The organism is Acinetobacter sp. YH12218 (genome assembly GCF_013417925.1).
In the GTDB taxonomy this organism is placed as follows: Bacteria; Pseudomonadota; Gammaproteobacteria; order Pseudomonadales; family Moraxellaceae; genus Acinetobacter; species Acinetobacter amyesii.
The window spans coordinates 1-16,104 of sequence record NZ_VPDB01000068.1 but is presented as its reverse complement, the minus strand read 5'-3'; the positions used below and the strand labels follow the sequence as shown (position 1 = coordinate 16,104).

Here is a 16,104-nt window from a genome sequence, read left to right as displayed (position 1 = left end):
ATGAGAAAGCCCATATAAATGGGTAGAGTACAAGTTGCTGTAGAAGCATTTTTAATTCGTCTGATCACAGATACTTTATAAAGTATTTTAATACTTTTTTGAATCCGTCAATGCGTAAGTCCTATAATCTTCTGCCAAGTTTAACTCACGAAAGCTACGCACTTGGTTACGTCCTTGTTGCTTTGCCATGTACAGCGCTTGATCGGCCATACGCGTGACCACAGCAGACGGTGTCCCCTCAATCGCAGTTGCTACACCGAAACTTGCACTAATCTTCAAGATTTGTTGGTTGGCTAGCATTGTTTCAGCTTCAGAAATGGCCAATCGACAGCGTTCAGCGACCTCTATCGCCTGCTCTAAACTCTGATTTTTTAAAATTAAAATAAATTCTTCACCGCCATAACGTCCAACCACATCTTGCACACGGGTATTGTCATTTAAAATTTGAGCAACACGTTGTAAAACGGCATCTCCTGCATCATGTCCATATAGGTCATTGATCAGTTTAAAATGGTCGAGATCAAGCATAACAACTGCAAATTCAGGCCGTGTCTTTTTACTGAGTGTATCAAGTTCATGACTAACATAACGACGATTAAACACATTGGTCAGACCATCGAAACGGCTAAGGACTTCCATCTTTTGTTCACGGTGTCGCCACTGTAAAAGCAAAATCTGAAAAAACACCGCACTGACGATCAATATGGGTAAATACAACTCCGCCATACTCATGAGCCAAAAGGCATTGTCGTAAAACTCACTCTGTTTTAAAGCCGGGCTGAAAATCGGTGCATATTCTAGATGGTCAATCGAAGTTTGATAGCAAATGTAGCCAATAAACAGTGTGATCGGAAATGTAATACTGAGCATAATCGCAGGGCGATAAAAAACTAAACCGACCATTAGCAGATTGACCGTCCCCGCCATGGTGGCAGGACTATAGATCCCGATCATATAGCCACCATAGATCATGCCGATCCCAAACAGGACGGGCGAAAAATAGCTAAAAAACAGTCTAAAATTTAAATAATTTTTGAAATAAAGACTGAGTACGGCCAATACGCCATAACTGAGTAGGACTATACAAGCGACGATGATCCTGAACTTGAGTTCACTCGGATTAAACCAAATCCGATTGGTCGAATAATAAAAATTCATGATGCACCACTTCAACACGCTAACTTGACTCAGCATGCCAAAGATGAGAAGTAAACGCCCTTTATCGTAGTCAGACCAATTGATGATGAGATAGTCTGACTCAAACAAAAGATGCTTCAATTTACGCCATTGTACGCCCCATTTCGTACAGACAGCATTGCCCCAATTTTTCCCCATTAATCTTCTTTTTTATTTTATTATTTCGCTAGTTATACAAGGTTTTAACTTCAAAAAGAATGCCTATTTTCACAATTAAAAATGCAACATTTAAAGCCTTTAAACTTCACTTGCACCACTATTCAATTTACTTTTCCGTTATTTTTTTAGCTCAATTGGTCACTTTTTTATTTTTGAAATAACACGGTTTATTATTCTAAACGCTCGGTGAATAAGATCCCGTTCAGATGATCGACCTCATGTTGTACGATCCGTGCAGGAAAGCCATTCAGGGTTTTCTCTTTGACTTCACCTTGAAGGGTCAAATATCGCACGTGAATTTGCTCGGCTCTCGGGACTTGTCCTCGTGCATTCGGCACACTTAAGCAGCCTTCTTCACCCAAAACCGTGGTCGTAGATCGAGATGTAATCACTGGATTGACCATCACGATCGCCTCCATTTCAGGCGCATCGGGATAGCGTAAATTTGCACGTGAAGCCACGATAATCACCCGCTTTGAAACATAAATTTGCGGCGCGGCAATGCCTACGCCTTGACGCTCAAGCATGGTGGCATGCAGTGTTTCGCTCAGTGCAATTAACCATTCAGAACCTATTTCAGACGCTTGCACCTCTGCAGCCGTAAGCGTCAAAATCGCTTCACCACGCTGTGCAACAGCAGCAATATGACTCATGTTTTTATCCTTTTAAGTCTAGCGGGCTTAAATTATTTAACTGATGTAACGCACGTAAAAGTAATTTCACAATTTTAAAATGATATTTAAGTTTATTCGACGGAGTCTTACATCTAGGATTTAAATAAAGGGATTAGCCTTCGGCTGGAGGTACTCTTACGAAACAATGTTTCTCATTAGGCAAAATGAGAAGCAAAGCTTCGCAAGGAAACCATCTTGCGGTGCAATGCACCTCACCGACAAAACTCGTTCACTAGTATCAAATTATTCAAAGTATCGCAAAAACTTTTTTGATTAGAAGGAGTCCTGTCTCAAACACTTGCGGATGACGTTACCGCGTATCATTCTTTCATTTGAATCAAATAACGCTTCTGATGTTACTGCGTAATATCAGTTATTTAAAAAAAAACAACCATGCAATATGCATTATTATCGGTTCTGAGTATAAAACAACAGCATGCTATGGCTTTGAATCTTTTGTGGTTTATATAGAGCACAAAGTAAAATAGTAGATCATACTACCCTATTCCATTGATATTTATCATTTATACATCAAGGTACGCCATTATCTATTACCAATCATTCTTTAAGTTAATGCGACTTTATCTATATTATTTTGTTCTTAATTAATAATATTTTCATAACTATAAGTTTTTAATAAGGCAACAAAGTTTGATTATTCAATAAAAAATTGAATCACTAAAATCGTCAAATGCTATTTGCTGCTGGAAAATATGTGCATGGAAGCTCAGCCACGCCTGACTCGTCAAGATAAACGCACCCTCGGACTGTCATCCCTCGGTGGCGCACTTGAGTTTTATGACTTTGTCATTTATGTGTTCTACGCCAAAATTATTTCGGAACTGTTTTTCCCCACTGGACTCAGTCCATTTTGGGCGATGCTGAATACCTATGGTATTTTTGCATCTGGATATTTTTTCCGCCCATTGGGTGGTGTGGTGATGGCGCATTTTGGCGATTTGATTGGTCGTAAGCGTTTATTTAGTTTGTCTATTTTACTCATGGCTCTGCCTACACTGATGATCGGTGTGATGCCGACTTTTGAAAGTATTGGTTATGCAGCACCACTTTTGCTCCTACTGATGCGTGTGATTCAAGGCATCGCGATTGGTGGTGAAATCCCTGCTGCATGGACTTTTGTTTCAGAGCATGTGCCTGAGCAAAAAATTGGTATCGCCAATGGCTTACTCACTGCTGGCTTATCTTTAGGTATCCTATTGGGCGCACTGATGTCTTTGTTTATTTCATTACAATTTACAGAGTCAGAAATCCATGACTGGGCATGGCGGATTCCATTTATTTTAGGCGGGATCTTTGGCTTTGTTGCGCTCTATCTCCGCAGTTATTTAAAAGAAACGCCTGTATTTAAAGCCATGCAAGAAAAGAAACAATTGGCTAAAGAGCTTCCAGTGAAACAAGTACTGCAACAGCACAAAACAGGCGTTGTGATTGGTATGCTGTTTACATGGTTCTTAACTGGCTGCGTTGTTGTATTAATTTTAGCGATGCCAAATCTACTCACGGGCACCTTTGGTTTTGAACGTGCTGATGCCTTTAAAATGCAAAGTGCCGCTATTGTGATGCAAATGGTCGGTTGTATCTTGGCAGGTCTTTTGGCAGATCGCTTCGGTGCAGGCAAAGTGATGCTGTTCGGTTCCCTCCTTGTCGCGATAATTGCGGGCGTGTTCTATAACAGCCTGGGCCATGTGGCAGCATCGACCGTGTTTGCGCTCTATATGTTGCTCGGTTTGGCATCAGGTACGGTTGGTATGGTGTCTTATAGTATGGTGAAAATGTTCCCTGCACAGATTCGTTTCTCGGGCATTTCATTTTCATACAATTTGGCCTATGCCATCGCGGGTGGTATCACTTTGCCATTGGTTCAATGGTTGAGTTTATACAGCAACATTGGCGCTATGTATTATATATGGACTGTCTGTTTGGTGACCTTCTTTACTGCGATGCTTTATCGTCAACGTTTTGAAAAAACATCTCGCTAACTGATGTTACGAAGTAACATCAGCAGCGCAATTTGATTCAAATAAATGAACGATACGCGCTAAGGTCATCCGCAAGTGTTTGAGACAGGACTACTTTTAATCAAAATTGTTTTTGCAATACTTTGAAAAATTTGACGCTAGTGAACGAGTTTTGCGGATGACAATGGTTTTGGATACTTTTGCCTAAACAAAAGTACCTCCAGCCGAAGGCTAATCCCTTTATTCAATCCATAGATGTAAGACCTCGTCGAATAGACTTAAATATCATTTAAAAATTGTGAAATTACTTTTACGTGCGTAACATCAGTCACTAAAAAAAGCGGTCAATGACCGCTTTTTTTAAATCTCTTTCAAATCAATTCAGGCTTTTAAATTTTTACGCAATTCATCTTCTACAATTTCAATCTCAAGCTGACTAAAACGACGAATTTCACCTTCTGCATGTTTTTCAAGTAATCCACCAATAAGTGGAACTTTGACTTTCACCGTCCAGTCCAAATTGAAACTCACTTGTGTTGCATCACCACTGACACTTCGTTTACAACTGGCTTCGAGCGGTAGGTTCGGATCTAGTTTGACGTCAGAGGTTAATGCCGCCAAATTACTAATATCCGTACGTTTCAGACGAAACGCATCTTTTAAAAACTTCTTGGCAATATCTGGAATATTTACATCAAGGTTATACGCACGTTTTAAGGTATACATATCACCTGTTTTTTTTGATTCTAAAATTTCTAGATTTTCACCCGGTATGCGTTTGCACACCGCTTCATGCAAGCTGATATCTGCGGCTAGTCGTTTAAAATCTTCAAGTGAAACGCCATGAATTGTGGCATTGACGGTAAATTGATGTGCCATTCTCGTAATCCTTCAGGTCAATATTGGTTTTATTGTTTTATTTCGCCCAGTCTACAGTTGCTATAACTGTGTTTTGGATTAAATCGGAAAGCGCTGTGGCTGTCATTGACCTGAAACCAAGCTAGAAAAACAGAATTGCCATACTGAAATTCAGAGGGACTCTGCCTTAAAGGACTTTTTGATAGATTTGCCCATGCTGATCTTTAAACTCGAGCTGAAATTCCCAGCCCGCATCAATTTTTAAATACATCCCTGCATAGGACAACTTTGCGTACCAATGACCAAAGTCGAGGCTAAAAATATCAAAGCTGGCTTGTTCAGGAAGCTGTTGTATTGGTTTTGCATGTATCAAAGCGCTTGGTTCAAAAGACGTGCAGTGCGAGCCATAATCATGAAAAAGTTCGAAACATAGCTGATTAACTGATGTTATGCAGTAACCATCAAAGCGCAATTTACTTCAAATAAAAGAACGATACGCGGTAAGGTCATCCGCAAGTGTTTGAGACAGGACTACTTCTAATCAAAAATGTTTTTGCGATGCTTTGAATAATTTGACGGTAGTGAACGAGTTTTGTCGGTGAGGTGCATTGCACCGCAAGATGGTTTCTTTACGAAGCACGCTTCTCATTTTGCCGAATGAGAAACAATGTTCCGTAAGAGTACCTCCAGCCGAAGGCTAATCCCTTTATTCAATCTTTAGATGTAAGACTCCGTCGAATAGACTTAAAAATCATTTTAAAAGTGCATAAGTACTTTTACGTGCGTAACATCAGTTGTTAATTTAAGATCATGCTATGCACCACACCATCCCGATCACGGTGTACCAATTTGATTACTTGTGAATAATCAATCAAGATACTTTGGTGTTTGTAACTGATTTGGATGCCGTATTCATCTGCACCATCATCCAAACCGCTGATGCTACATTGCGTGCCTTGTGGAAATGCATTGAGCCATTCAGCGTTATACACATCTGCTATTTGTTCAAACTGAAAAAAGCTCGCTTTTTGCTGCAATAGAAACCCAGCTTGTCGATCAAAACGCAGTTGCTGCTCAAGTTGAAAGTCGATAATCATGACTCTGCACGCTCTTTACTTATTCATCGGGTTCGGAATCGGCTATTAAAAGTAGCTTTGCCATCACCCAATGATCCTTATAAAGCTTTCATCGCCTGTTGCTGCTGTTTATTTTTGACTTGTGTCCATTGCCACCAACCAAATGCCGCCAAGCCCACAAAACCAGCATACAACGCCGCAGTGAGATACAGGTCTTTGTATATAAACATACCCACATAGATAATATCGACAAATACCCAAAGCACCCAAGTAGCAATATGTTTCCGGCTGGTCCAATACGTTGCGAGTAAACTAAATGCGGCCAATTGTGCATCCAAAATCGGCACGGCTGCATCGGTAAAATAGTGCAGGCTTAAACCAAAAATCAAACCGCCCACCGCAGCTAAGAGCATTTGAAAGATCACGAGTTTGGTCGCAATCGGTTCAATACGAATGTCGTGGTCTTGTTGTTTGCCCTTCAACCAATGATAAAAACCGTAGAAGTTCACCACTACAAAGAAAAACTGCAAAATGGTTTCGCCATAAAGTTTGTAGGTATAAAACAGGTAGGCATACAGCAAAAAAGCTGCAAAGTTAAACCACCAACACCACATATTTCGCTTAATGGTTAAAGTCACCCCGATTAAGCTAATAATGACTGCAAAAATTTCTAAGTTTGACATGGTAGATTGGGCCTTAAAAAAGCTGCAGCTATTATGGAAAAAATCAGCCCAAAGGCAAGCTATATCCTGCACTATTTCATATCAACTCTGTAAATTTTAAATCAAACCACTCATCCACCAGACGATGATTTTGATGTTTTGAACGCATCAGTTTTGACAGTTTTCTAACAATCGTTTAAAAACTTAGCTATGCATAAAGAATAATCAGAAGGAATCATCCAAATGTCAGAACAACAAGGTCGTGTAAGTCGAGAAATTCGTGGTCATCTTTATTTAATCGGTTTGGACCGTGCAGATAAACGAAATGCGTTTGACAGTCATTTAATTCATGACCTTTCACTGGCGCTCACTGAATATGAAGATGATCCAAATTTACGCTGTGCGGTGATTTTTGCTCATGGCGATCATTTTACTGCGGGTCTAGATCTGGTCGAACTACAACCCAAACTTGGCAGCGGGCTGTTTAATTTTCCTGATCAGCAAATTAATCCGTGGGGAACCAACTCACGACAACGAAAAAAACCAGTTGTGGTCGCGGTACAAGGGTTCTGTTTTACAGCGGGTATTGAACTCATGCTGAATGCCGATATCGTGATCGCACAGCGTCACACGGAGTTTGCTCAAATGGAAGTGCAACGTGGCATTCTTCCCTTTGGTGGCGCAACAGTTCGCTTTGTGCAAGCAGCGGGTTGGAATAAAGCCATGCGCTATTTACTCACAGGTGAACGTTTCAATGCGCAAACGGCATATGACATGAACTTGGTGACTGAAATCACCGACCAAGCGCCCTTATCTCATGCAATAGAACTTGCAGAACAAATTGCACAGGCTGCACCACTGGCGGTTCAGGCAACACTCGCTGCAGCACAGCAAGGGGTGCATTTGGGAGCCGATGCTGCCTTTGCTCAATTGGATCAGCACTTACAACCACTACTAAAAACACAAGATGTACAAGAAGGTGTGATGGCCATGCTACAACGTCGCGCAGCCAATTTTCAGGGCAAATAACCCTTTATTTAAACTGAGTAAACCCTTTACGTCCTGCCTATCAAGAGAAAAATTATGTCAACGGATTTAGAACCAGCAGCGCAAGAAATACATAGTACACCCGTGAGTTTCCCTGCAACCGATGGTTATACGCTTTCAGGCGTTGAATATCGGCCTAATACTGCCGCTAAGGCCAATATTATTATTTCAAGTGCGACAGGTGTACCTCAACAATTTTACCGTCGTTTTGCCGAGTATGCCGCAGGACTCGGTTATCAAGTACTGACTTTTGATTATCGTGGTATAGGACGTTCTGCACCGTCAAAACTTAAAGGCTTTAAGATGTCTTATCTTGACTGGGGACGTTATGACCTTTCTGGTGCCATAGCTTATATGCAACAACACGGTCAGGAAACTTTTCTAGTGGGACACTCTTATGGCGGTCAAGCACTAGGCCTTACCTCAAATCATGATCAGATACGTGCCATGTATTGTTTTGGCACTGGCGCAGGTTGGCATGGCTATATGCCCTTTAAAGAAAAAATGAAAGTTCATGTGATGTGGAATATCGTTTTTCCGCCGATGGTTGCCGTCAAAGGGTATTTGCCTTGGAGCAAACTCAATATGGGCGCTGACCTTCCTGTCGATGTCTATAAGCAATGGCGTCGTTGGTGTAAAAACCCAACCTATTTCTTTGCCGACCCTGAGCTGAGTGAGCTATCTCAACAATATGCTGCAGTTCAAACGCCGATTTATGCGGTCGCTGCGCTCGATGATGACTGGGCATTACCCAATTCACGACATGCTTTTATGCAACATTATGCGCAAGCATCAATGCACTATATCAATATTGAAGCGCAAGATTATGGTCTAAAACATATTGGTCATATGGGATATTTCCGCAAAGGTGCTGAACCCTTATGGCAGGAAGTCATTGGAAGGTTTGACGAACTATTAGTCGGTTAAACCAATTTACTTTATACACATCATAGTGATTTATTTGGATAGAGAGATACATGCGTCCACGGAAAAACACCTCAGAACATCTATTACTACAGTCAGCACACGCCTTTAAACGCTATGGCTATATGGGCTGCAGCATGGGGAAATTGGCTGAAGCCTGTGGACTTTCAAAAGCTGCGTTTTATTATGACTATCCGAATAAAGACGCTTTGCTGATGGAAATTTTAAACCTGACACACGTGAAGTTAAAGCACAGTATTTTTCAGCAATTACAGCGATCCACTGCATCACCTCAACAGGCTTTCTCGCACATCCATCAACAGGCCATCCAGTTTTTTAGCCAAGGTGGATTAGGCTGTTTGGTCGGGATCTTAAGTATGGAGCGGCAACATTTACCTGCCGAGATTTTTGCAAAATTACAGTCCATCTTTCAGGAGTGGCAACTCGCCTTTGAAGTGTTTTTTAAGCGATGCATGACCATCGAACACGCCGCTCAACTTGCCAAAGTCAGCTTGGCGGATTATGAAGGCGCTATTTTAATGGCCCGAATAACCGATGATTTGAGTTATCTCGATTTAGTCCAAGATCGCATTTTGCTTCAACTTGCGGAGTCTTGATAGCGATATTCAATTTTATGTTCTTCGCCAAAACGGTCGACATGTGTATAAAACTCACCGTATCGGCCTAAATAATACTCGAGTGATTGATTGTAAAAATTCCAATAAATCGACCATTCATTCAAATCTAATTGGCGAATTTGAGTTTTACAATTCACTGGCATGCGACGTAAAAAGACTTCTTGTAACTGCTCGGCTGCCTGTAGCGAATCTAATTTGTATTGTTGTTGAAAGAAAATTTCCGCAATATCATCAAAAAGTTGCTGTTCATATTCATCAACTTCAATGACCTGATCGACTTGGCGTATAGCATCATCATTCGATGCTAAAGAGATACTGTTCGATTTTTCTGGTGCTTGGTAGCGCGTATATTTTTGACGATATTTTTCTGTTTTTAGGATTTTTTTGACCACAATGCCCGCTGCAGACAACGCGATCAGAATACATATCACAATGAGAAAATTAACCATAATAACAACCTACTGCCGATGACGCGCATGCACATCTTGAATCATCGAATATTTTTATGGACTAATATAACGCACAATAACGTTTAAAATTCATACAAAATTATTTTAAAGCTGAAATTTGGCCTATTTTCTTTGCTAATTTATTTCAAACTATTACACCTGCTGAAATCATTGAGTATGTATACATTTCTAAAAAATCTATTATTACTTTAAAAACAGTATAGTTAGATGCATTTATGTCGTTATTTATCCGTATTTAACGATTAATTTATAAATATACATTTGTAAATTTTGCAACAATTTTGAAATAAAAACCCAACCCAACAGCGCAATGGCAGCAAAAAAACATAAAACGCAACAAGAAACCTCTTTAAGCACATGGCGATATCTTCTGAAATGACAGGCTGTTGGAGTTTTCTATAAAAAGAAAAAATTATGATACGCGAAGCACAAATCCAGGACATACCCGAAATTATTCACGTGATTCACAACAGCATTCGTTCATGTATCCAGGACCATCAACGTAATGAAAGTGTGATTCAAACTTGGCTTGAGGAGGCAAATCAATCAAATATCTTAATGTGGATGCTTTACAACGATAGTTGGGTCTACGTCAGTGACAATCGAGTGGTCGGCTTTATTTTAGTCAGTGATCAGGGACAAATTTTACTGAACTATATCTGCCCAGAACGTCAGTACCAAGGCATTGGTAAGGCGTTATTGTTAAACATGATTCACTGTGTCCGGAAAAAGAATATTACCGAGATCAGTCTAGAAAGTACCCATACGGCACTCGCCTTTTACCAAAAATATGGCTTTGTCACACATCAGGATTTTGAGCCTGCCGATGTTCCGCTCAAATTGGTTAAACAGCTCTGTTAGTAGAGAGATAAAGTTCATAGAAGGATAGATTTTCAAACAGCATGAATTTGAGAGATGAATTTAAATGAGTATTGGCAATGGTACTAACAATAGCACCGCAAAGTTTTAACCGTTTACAACTGTGTATCAAGGCTTAAGTTGATCGCGTCCTGCCTGTTTAGCCATATATAAATAATGGTCTGCATGCTTCATTAAGGCTTCGATACTGTCGAAGTCATTCTGCTTATCCATCCATGCCATGCCCAAACTCAGTGTGACGTAATTTTTGTCATCCCCCCGATTAACATGTTCAAGTTGTTCATTACGCATGGCTTCGAGTACCAATTGCAATTGCTCTTGGGCAATCGCATACGGAACATCATGCATCAATATGGCAAACTCTTCTCCCCCGTAGCGAGCCACATAGGCTGAACTTGGCAGGGTATTTTGCATGGTTTTCACGATCTGCTGTAACACCTCATCGCCTTTGAGATGTCCATAGTGGTCATTATAATTTTTAAAATAATCGACATCTAACATAGCAAAGACCAATGTTCGGTGACTATGAAAACGGACTTCCGAATATAAGCGTTGAATTTCAGCATTCAATGCACGACGGTTAAATGCCCCTGTTAAGGCATCAATACGAATTTGTAGCTCTAATTTTTTATTCAGCTCGTGAAGCTGTAAGGTGCGCTCTTTAACTTTCTGATCGAGTGAACTGTTTAGCTCAAGCAAACTATTATTCAACTGCTCGGTATGCATCGACTGCTGTGCATAGTGATGCGATTGCTGAAACATGATCAACAAAGCATACAAACTGGTTGAAATGAACGATAAATTGACTGAATCAATCAAATTCATCATCAGCAAGAAGTCGTTTAAAAAAGTAATGCACAGGAAAATAACCGCGATTAAATTTAATTTTGAATACGGTTCTTTCTTTTTCAGTGTTAGGTAAAAACCATACGCAAAATTACTCAGAACAACGATCACATAGGCAAAGCTGTAGGTTGCCAAAGGCTGAAAAATCTCAGGCGTCGAAACAAAAGTCACTGAAATATTCAAAGACAACAGCAACATCGCTATCTGATAATTTAAGGTAAATAAATAGCGACGACTGAGTAAGTGGATATAACTTAAAAAGAAAATCGACGCCAAATAAGTAAATAAATATTCTAATCGCGTGCCCCACAACCAATTGATATCGGTAAAAGTGGTATAGGCATAAGGTGCTGAAAATAAATTATGGAATGCTAAAAAGACAATAAATAAGCCAAACACCAAATTACTTCGGCTATTGCGACCGCGTAAACCTCGGAAAACAGAAAATAGGATCGTAAAGAGTCCCACACCCAAGACGGCGCCCGACACCATTCCAATACTCATCATTTGTTGTTGGAATTGGCGGTTTATTGTCTTAGCAATACCAATACGCATCGGGTTTTCAAACCCGCCGTGCATACTGTTAAAACTTGAAGCCTGAATGGTTAAAGTGAAATATTCATCTTGTGCCACAAAATAGGCAATTCGCGGTGCATTCTCCGTTTTTTGTTCTGCTTCAGTACGCCCCACCTCGCCCAAACGAACGATCACATCACCATTTAAAAATACCCGATACGCACCGTACTGATTTGGAATCAATACCGCGATACGTCGACCAATAAATTGTTTAGGGATTTGGAAATGTCCAGTAAATGTCCCAAAACCTTTACTGTCCCCTGTGATGTCTTTAAATGATGCAGGCAGATAGACCGTTTGACCGACTAGAACCGAACTCGGAGAAGTTAAAAATTGATTTGGATAAAACAACCATTTGCCTTGTAAGAGGCTACTGGTGTCTTCCGTGAAGTAGATTTGGTTAACTTCGTTTTGATGTTTTAAATAAAACGATTTAGGCGCAGTTTCATACTGTGCTTGAGCAGTCGATACAGTGAATGCCAATGTAAAAATAATAAAGGTAAGAACCCAGAACAATCTGGTGCAAGGCAACTGTAAAGACAACGGCTTTGATTCCTGCGTTTATACTCGAGCAATTATTCTAATCTACGGTAAAAGACAAAAATAACAACTACTATTTTATCCAATTGATCAATAACGTCCATGTCATCGATCTAAAACAGTCACTGTATTAATCGCGCGTTTTTACATCATACAATTCAATCTCAAAAATAAGATTTGAATTGGCAGGAATCACATTGCCCATTTTACGCTCACCATAAGCCAAATGTGATGGCACGATTAACTTACGTTTACCACCGACTTTCATCCCCATGATGCCCTGATCCCAACCTTTAATCACACGGCCTGTACCAATTACCGTTTCAAAATAATTACCACGATCCAGTGATGAATCGAATTTAGTGCCGTCTTCTAACCAGCCTGTATAGTGTGTTGTAATCAAAGCGCCTTTAACCGCTTCTTTACCTTCGCCTACCACTAAGTCAATAATTTCTAATTCTTTGCTCATGCTCTCAACCTCAAATGCCGCAATCAAAATAAAACCCTATTATAAACAGGATTACTTTGGATGCCGTAGTAAATACGCTGTTAAAAATTGAGCTCCAGAATATCCTGATCATTCATTAGATCTTGAGTTAATTTTCTATGGTTTGTCGCAGAGCCAATTAAGATCCAACGCCCACTGATTTTATGTTCAGTTTTATGTCGCACACTACGAACCACTTGCATTTGATAGGTTTTAAACAGCTCTTCATAGTCATCCAGCGTTTGTTGTCGAAAGTGACAAACGATACGATAACTCCGTGCTTGGTTTTTCGCTTCAATCCACGCTTGAATATAAATCAAAACAATTAAAACGATCAGCACAATCACCGTACCAATCAAGCTCAGCATGACATAGCCCGCTCCCGCAGCCATGCCTAAGGCAGCGGTCATCCAAATGGTAGTTGCTGTGGTAATGCCTGAAATTCGATTTTCATCTTTAAAAATTACCCCCGCACCCAAAAAGCCGAGGCCAGTCAAAATATTGGCCGCAATTCGATCATGACTATCAACGCCGATACGTAACGATAAGATAGTAAATAAACATGAACTTAAACTGACCATAATCATGGTGCGCAGACCTGCCGACTTACTTCGGTACTCACGTTCCGCACCAATGACAGCGCCAATCATAAGCGCCACAAATAACAAATAAAAATCAGGGTACATCGGCTGCTCCCCATCTTTAAAATTTTCTCATTGTTTGTAGATATACCGAATTTTATAGTCAGGATGCAAGCCTAAACTCACACCCATCATGAAGAGTTAAATCAAATGATAAACTTATTGCAATTGTGTCCATTCAATGACAGCTTGAGCTTTATCACCTATCAAAGTCCATTCGCCGTCCATTACGTTTAATTGTAAAGACATGGTTCGTTCGGATAACTCTTGAATGGCAGCTGTACTCGCTTCAGATAATTGCCAAATCTCAACATTCTTCAGTGTTTTCAATTTGCTGTTGCGTTTATACCATTCATCTACTGATGAACCATAAGTAATCACAGCAACGTTTGGGCAACGTGCACTGGCTTTTTTGACTTTGTCTTCGTCAGGACAGCCAACTTCAATCCATTTCACCAATTGGCCTGTTAAATCTTTTTCCCACAGCGCTGGTTCGTCTGTTTCGAAAAGATCTTTGGTAAATTCTAAGGCTTCATCTGCATAGCGTGCATATGCCAAGACACGTACCATCAAACGTTCAATCGTTTCAGAAGGATGCAAAGCCATTGTCAATTGATAATCACCATATTGGTGTACATCCATATTGGCAATGTTCAAATCTGCTTTATAAATTGTAGCTTTTAGCGCCATAGTAAAGTCCTCAAATTTGGCGCCTAGCATATAAGATTTAGCAAGCTTTTGCTGCGCTGATTTACTTATTTCTCAGCTTTCTCGGCATCGATACGACACTGCATTAAACGATCTTCAAATTCGAGCCATTCACGTTCAGTCTGGTAAATAATTTCGACACGATTATCGATACTTTCCTCGCTCGACTGATAATTAAACTGATCGGGATTAAAGTTAAAGGTTTTCCACCCTTGGTCTGTCTGAAAAATACCTTTGATCCGTAGCCAATCTTGCTGCTCACAGAGTAAATCTAACAACTCAAAAAAATCAAAGGTCCATCGTTTTGGGAGTTTCCAACCTGCGACACTATAGCCCTGAGCGGATTCAACATAATGATAAGGCAACTGTTTAATTTCTGTGGGTACATCGACCAACGTTTGCTTTTGTATCGCCAATAAAGGCTGAATTTTACGAGGACTTCCCACATAGGCGAGATCAATATTTGCCAATTTTAAATCACCTTTGACGACATTGATCCATTGCTGCTGATACGGTAAATACGTTTGTTTGAGTCGTTCCAAACCAGCTTGATCGGCATCACTCATGCAATCGACATGAGACACCACAACGATTTGTGCCACTTTGAGTTGATCGGCATACAGATTTTGCGAAGTCCACTCTTGATCATGTAAGCGTGAGCCATCAACCACGGTTACCAATGCCCGCATGGCTAAATGCGGATGCCAATGTGGCTCGGTCAATTGCTCCAATAGTTGTCCCGGATGCCCTAAACCTGTCGGCTCAATAAACAGTCGGTCGGGTTTCACCTCTGACAATAATCGTGACAACGCAATTTGCATCGGCAGTTGGCTACTACAACATAGACATCCACCCAATAATTCCTTCACCGCAAAGCCCTGATCTTGCGGCAACATCTGTTGATCGACCCCGATTTGCCCAAACTCATTCATCAGTACGGCCCAAGTTTCGCCCGCTGGCTTTTGCTTTAATAACTGCTGTAAAACTGTGGTTTTACCCGCACCTAAAAAGCCAGAAATAATATGAACCGGAATCGCACCGTGGGTAGAAACTAATTTCAAAAGTGAGTCACTCAAATAAATAGCCAATGATTGATGGCCTTTACCATAATGATTTCAAAAAAATGCTGCAAGTCTAGTCTTCATTTCTCTGTCTTCATTTTTCTAAAGCATAGATCAGCCTAGTATCCGAGGCATTGAATGATGATCTGGCTGTTAAACAGCCTGTTTATTCCATTTGCATGAATGCATGACATATCTGGTCATACTTTATTGACAAAGTTAACTCTTATATTTAAAAAAAAATAGCCATATCGAAAAGAATCCTTACATTTGGATTTTAGTGAAATTTCTAGATTCTGCTTATTTACGACATCGATGTAATCATCATGTAAACAATGAATGAATCATAAAGTCGATTTGGTCATTTTTTCTTGCAAAGTTAAATGAAGATTCCGATATTTTTTTTACATTTAAAACACAGGATGGACGGTTATGTATTCATCCAGTTAACCAGTCTGTTTCACTTTGTTGCTCGCATTGATCACTCGGTTTTCTCGATTTAGCATGAGTTCTCTCCTGATGGACGTGATGATCTTTTCAGGACTTACTAAAATATCTTTGTACACGACAAAAAAAGATAACTCATTGAAATAATGGCATAATACTTGTTTTCTGACGACGAATATGATGACACATTTCAATGAGTTACATCTCATCTTAAACAAATATCTAAAGTGGAACA

The 16,104-nt window shown here is 40.1% G+C and carries 17 protein-coding genes; 5 read left to right on the top strand and 12 right to left on the bottom strand.

Annotated features, from left to right (window positions below; genetic code table 11):
- Window positions 1–87: 87 nt before the first annotated feature.
- Together FTV03_RS14615 and def are read right to left on the bottom strand one after the other, a co-directional pair.
- A complete protein-coding gene (locus FTV03_RS14615) occupies window positions 88–1,335 on the bottom strand; it encodes a GGDEF domain-containing protein (protein WP_180041958.1) in 1,248 nt (415 codons plus the stop codon).
- A 191-nt stretch (window positions 1,336–1,526) separates the two neighbouring features.
- Entirely contained in the window at window positions 1,527–2,009 is a 483-nt protein-coding gene (gene def, locus FTV03_RS14610; protein WP_180041956.1) for a peptide deformylase, read from the bottom strand.
- 740 nt (window positions 2,010–2,749) lie between these two features.
- On the opposite strand from def, the gene FTV03_RS14605 reads away from it, so the two are divergent.
- The gene (locus FTV03_RS14605) at window positions 2,750–4,030 is read left to right on the top strand and encodes an MFS transporter (protein ID WP_180041954.1); all 1,281 of its coding nucleotides are present in this window, start codon (window positions 2,750–2,752) and stop codon (window positions 4,028–4,030) included.
- Window positions 4,031–4,390: 360 nt separating this feature from the next.
- Here the strand turns inward: FTV03_RS14605 and FTV03_RS14600 are convergent, their stop codons facing one another.
- From FTV03_RS14600 to pnuC, 4 genes are all read right to left on the bottom strand, one after another.
- Window positions 4,391–4,888, bottom strand: coding sequence for a DUF2505 family protein (locus FTV03_RS14600; protein ID WP_078192225.1), 498 nt, complete (start codon window positions 4,886–4,888; stop codon window positions 4,391–4,393).
- A gap of 166 nt (window positions 4,889–5,054) precedes the next feature.
- On the bottom strand, window positions 5,055–5,240 hold the full coding sequence (locus FTV03_RS14595; protein ID WP_180041952.1) for a hypothetical protein: 186 nt from the start codon (window positions 5,238–5,240) through the stop codon (window positions 5,055–5,057).
- A gap of 424 nt (window positions 5,241–5,664) precedes the next feature.
- Entirely contained in the window at window positions 5,665–5,964 is a 300-nt protein-coding gene (locus tag FTV03_RS14590; protein WP_168379270.1) for a hypothetical protein, read from the bottom strand.
- 77 nt (window positions 5,965–6,041) lie between these two features.
- Window positions 6,042–6,626 (bottom strand): nicotinamide riboside transporter PnuC, encoded by a 585-nt coding sequence (gene pnuC / locus FTV03_RS14585; protein WP_168379271.1) that lies wholly within the window; start codon window positions 6,624–6,626, stop codon window positions 6,042–6,044.
- A 222-nt stretch (window positions 6,627–6,848) separates the two neighbouring features.
- On the opposite strand from pnuC, the gene FTV03_RS14580 reads away from it, so the two are divergent.
- Genes FTV03_RS14580 through FTV03_RS14570 form a run of 3 tightly spaced genes read left to right on the top strand, consistent with a single transcriptional unit; the run spans window position 6,849 to window position 9,193 of the window.
- Complete coding sequence (locus tag FTV03_RS14580; RefSeq protein ID WP_168379272.1) at window positions 6,849–7,634, top strand: crotonase/enoyl-CoA hydratase family protein; 786 nt, start codon at window positions 6,849–6,851, stop codon at window positions 7,632–7,634.
- Between the two features lie 54 nt (window positions 7,635–7,688).
- Window positions 7,689–8,579: an alpha/beta fold hydrolase gene (locus FTV03_RS14575; protein ID WP_180041950.1), complete on the top strand. Its 891-nt coding sequence runs from the start codon at window positions 7,689–7,691 to the stop codon at window positions 8,577–8,579.
- Between the two features lie 50 nt (window positions 8,580–8,629).
- Window positions 8,630–9,193 (top strand): TetR/AcrR family transcriptional regulator, encoded by a 564-nt coding sequence (locus tag FTV03_RS14570; RefSeq protein WP_168379274.1) that lies wholly within the window; start codon window positions 8,630–8,632, stop codon window positions 9,191–9,193.
- Here FTV03_RS14570 and FTV03_RS14565 read toward each other — a convergent pair.
- Complete coding sequence (locus FTV03_RS14565) at window positions 9,175–9,663, bottom strand: hypothetical protein (RefSeq protein ID WP_168379275.1); 489 nt, start codon at window positions 9,661–9,663, stop codon at window positions 9,175–9,177. The genes FTV03_RS14570 and FTV03_RS14565 overlap by 19 nt on opposite strands.
- 435 nt (window positions 9,664–10,098) lie before the next feature.
- Between FTV03_RS14565 and FTV03_RS14560 the strand changes: the two genes are divergently transcribed.
- Window positions 10,099–10,545: a GNAT family N-acetyltransferase gene (locus FTV03_RS14560; RefSeq protein WP_180041948.1), complete on the top strand. Its 447-nt coding sequence runs from the start codon at window positions 10,099–10,101 to the stop codon at window positions 10,543–10,545.
- A gap of 126 nt (window positions 10,546–10,671) precedes the next feature.
- Here FTV03_RS14560 and FTV03_RS14555 read toward each other — a convergent pair whose 3' ends face one another.
- From FTV03_RS14555 to FTV03_RS14535, 5 genes are all read right to left on the bottom strand, one after another.
- Window positions 10,672–12,468 (bottom strand): diguanylate cyclase domain-containing protein, encoded by a 1,797-nt coding sequence (locus FTV03_RS14555; protein WP_180041960.1) that lies wholly within the window; start codon window positions 12,466–12,468, stop codon window positions 10,672–10,674.
- Window positions 12,469–12,655: 187 nt separating this feature from the next.
- Window positions 12,656–12,994, bottom strand: a complete 339-nt coding sequence (locus FTV03_RS14550; protein ID WP_180005310.1) for an FKBP-type peptidyl-prolyl cis-trans isomerase — start codon at window positions 12,992–12,994, stop codon at window positions 12,656–12,658.
- An 80-nt stretch (window positions 12,995–13,074) separates the two neighbouring features.
- A complete protein-coding gene (locus FTV03_RS14545; protein WP_180005309.1) occupies window positions 13,075–13,698 on the bottom strand; it encodes an MgtC/SapB family protein in 624 nt (207 codons plus the stop codon).
- 114 nt (window positions 13,699–13,812) lie between these two features.
- Window positions 13,813–14,343, bottom strand: coding sequence for a YaeQ family protein (locus FTV03_RS14540; RefSeq protein ID WP_180041946.1), 531 nt, complete (start codon window positions 14,341–14,343; stop codon window positions 13,813–13,815).
- 65 nt (window positions 14,344–14,408) lie between these two features.
- Entirely contained in the window at window positions 14,409–15,422 is a 1,014-nt protein-coding gene (locus FTV03_RS14535) for a GTP-binding protein (protein WP_180041944.1), read from the bottom strand.
- Window positions 15,423–16,104 lie beyond the last annotated feature (682 nt).

Excerpts from the sequence above, each read along its gene's own strand:
- FTV03_RS14615 (WP_180041958.1), bottom strand. The coding sequence starts at position 1,335 with ATGGGGAAAAATTGGGGCAATGCTGTCTGTACGAAATGGGGCGTACAA.
- def (WP_180041956.1), bottom strand. The coding sequence starts at position 2,009 with ATGAGTCATATTGCTGCTGTTGCACAGCGTGGTGAAGCGATTTTGACG.
- FTV03_RS14605 (WP_180041954.1), top strand. The coding sequence starts at position 2,750 with ATGGAAGCTCAGCCACGCCTGACTCGTCAAGATAAACGCACCCTCGGA.
- FTV03_RS14600 (WP_078192225.1), bottom strand. The coding sequence starts at position 4,888 with ATGGCACATCAATTTACCGTCAATGCCACAATTCATGGCGTTTCACTT.
- FTV03_RS14590 (WP_168379270.1), bottom strand. The coding sequence starts at position 5,964 with ATGATTATCGACTTTCAACTTGAGCAGCAACTGCGTTTTGATCGACAA.
- pnuC (WP_168379271.1), bottom strand. The coding sequence starts at position 6,626 with ATGTCAAACTTAGAAATTTTTGCAGTCATTATTAGCTTAATCGGGGTG.
- FTV03_RS14580 (WP_168379272.1), top strand. The coding sequence starts at position 6,849 with ATGTCAGAACAACAAGGTCGTGTAAGTCGAGAAATTCGTGGTCATCTT.
- FTV03_RS14575 (WP_180041950.1), top strand. The coding sequence starts at position 7,689 with ATGTCAACGGATTTAGAACCAGCAGCGCAAGAAATACATAGTACACCC.
- FTV03_RS14570 (WP_168379274.1), top strand. The coding sequence starts at position 8,630 with ATGCGTCCACGGAAAAACACCTCAGAACATCTATTACTACAGTCAGCA.
- FTV03_RS14565 (WP_168379275.1), bottom strand. The coding sequence starts at position 9,663 with ATGGTTAATTTTCTCATTGTGATATGTATTCTGATCGCGTTGTCTGCA.
- FTV03_RS14560 (WP_180041948.1), top strand. The coding sequence starts at position 10,099 with ATGATACGCGAAGCACAAATCCAGGACATACCCGAAATTATTCACGTG.
- FTV03_RS14550 (WP_180005310.1), bottom strand. The coding sequence starts at position 12,994 with ATGAGCAAAGAATTAGAAATTATTGACTTAGTGGTAGGCGAAGGTAAA.
- FTV03_RS14545 (WP_180005309.1), bottom strand. The coding sequence starts at position 13,698 with ATGTACCCTGATTTTTATTTGTTATTTGTGGCGCTTATGATTGGCGCT.
- FTV03_RS14540 (WP_180041946.1), bottom strand. The coding sequence starts at position 14,343 with ATGGCGCTAAAAGCTACAATTTATAAAGCAGATTTGAACATTGCCAAT.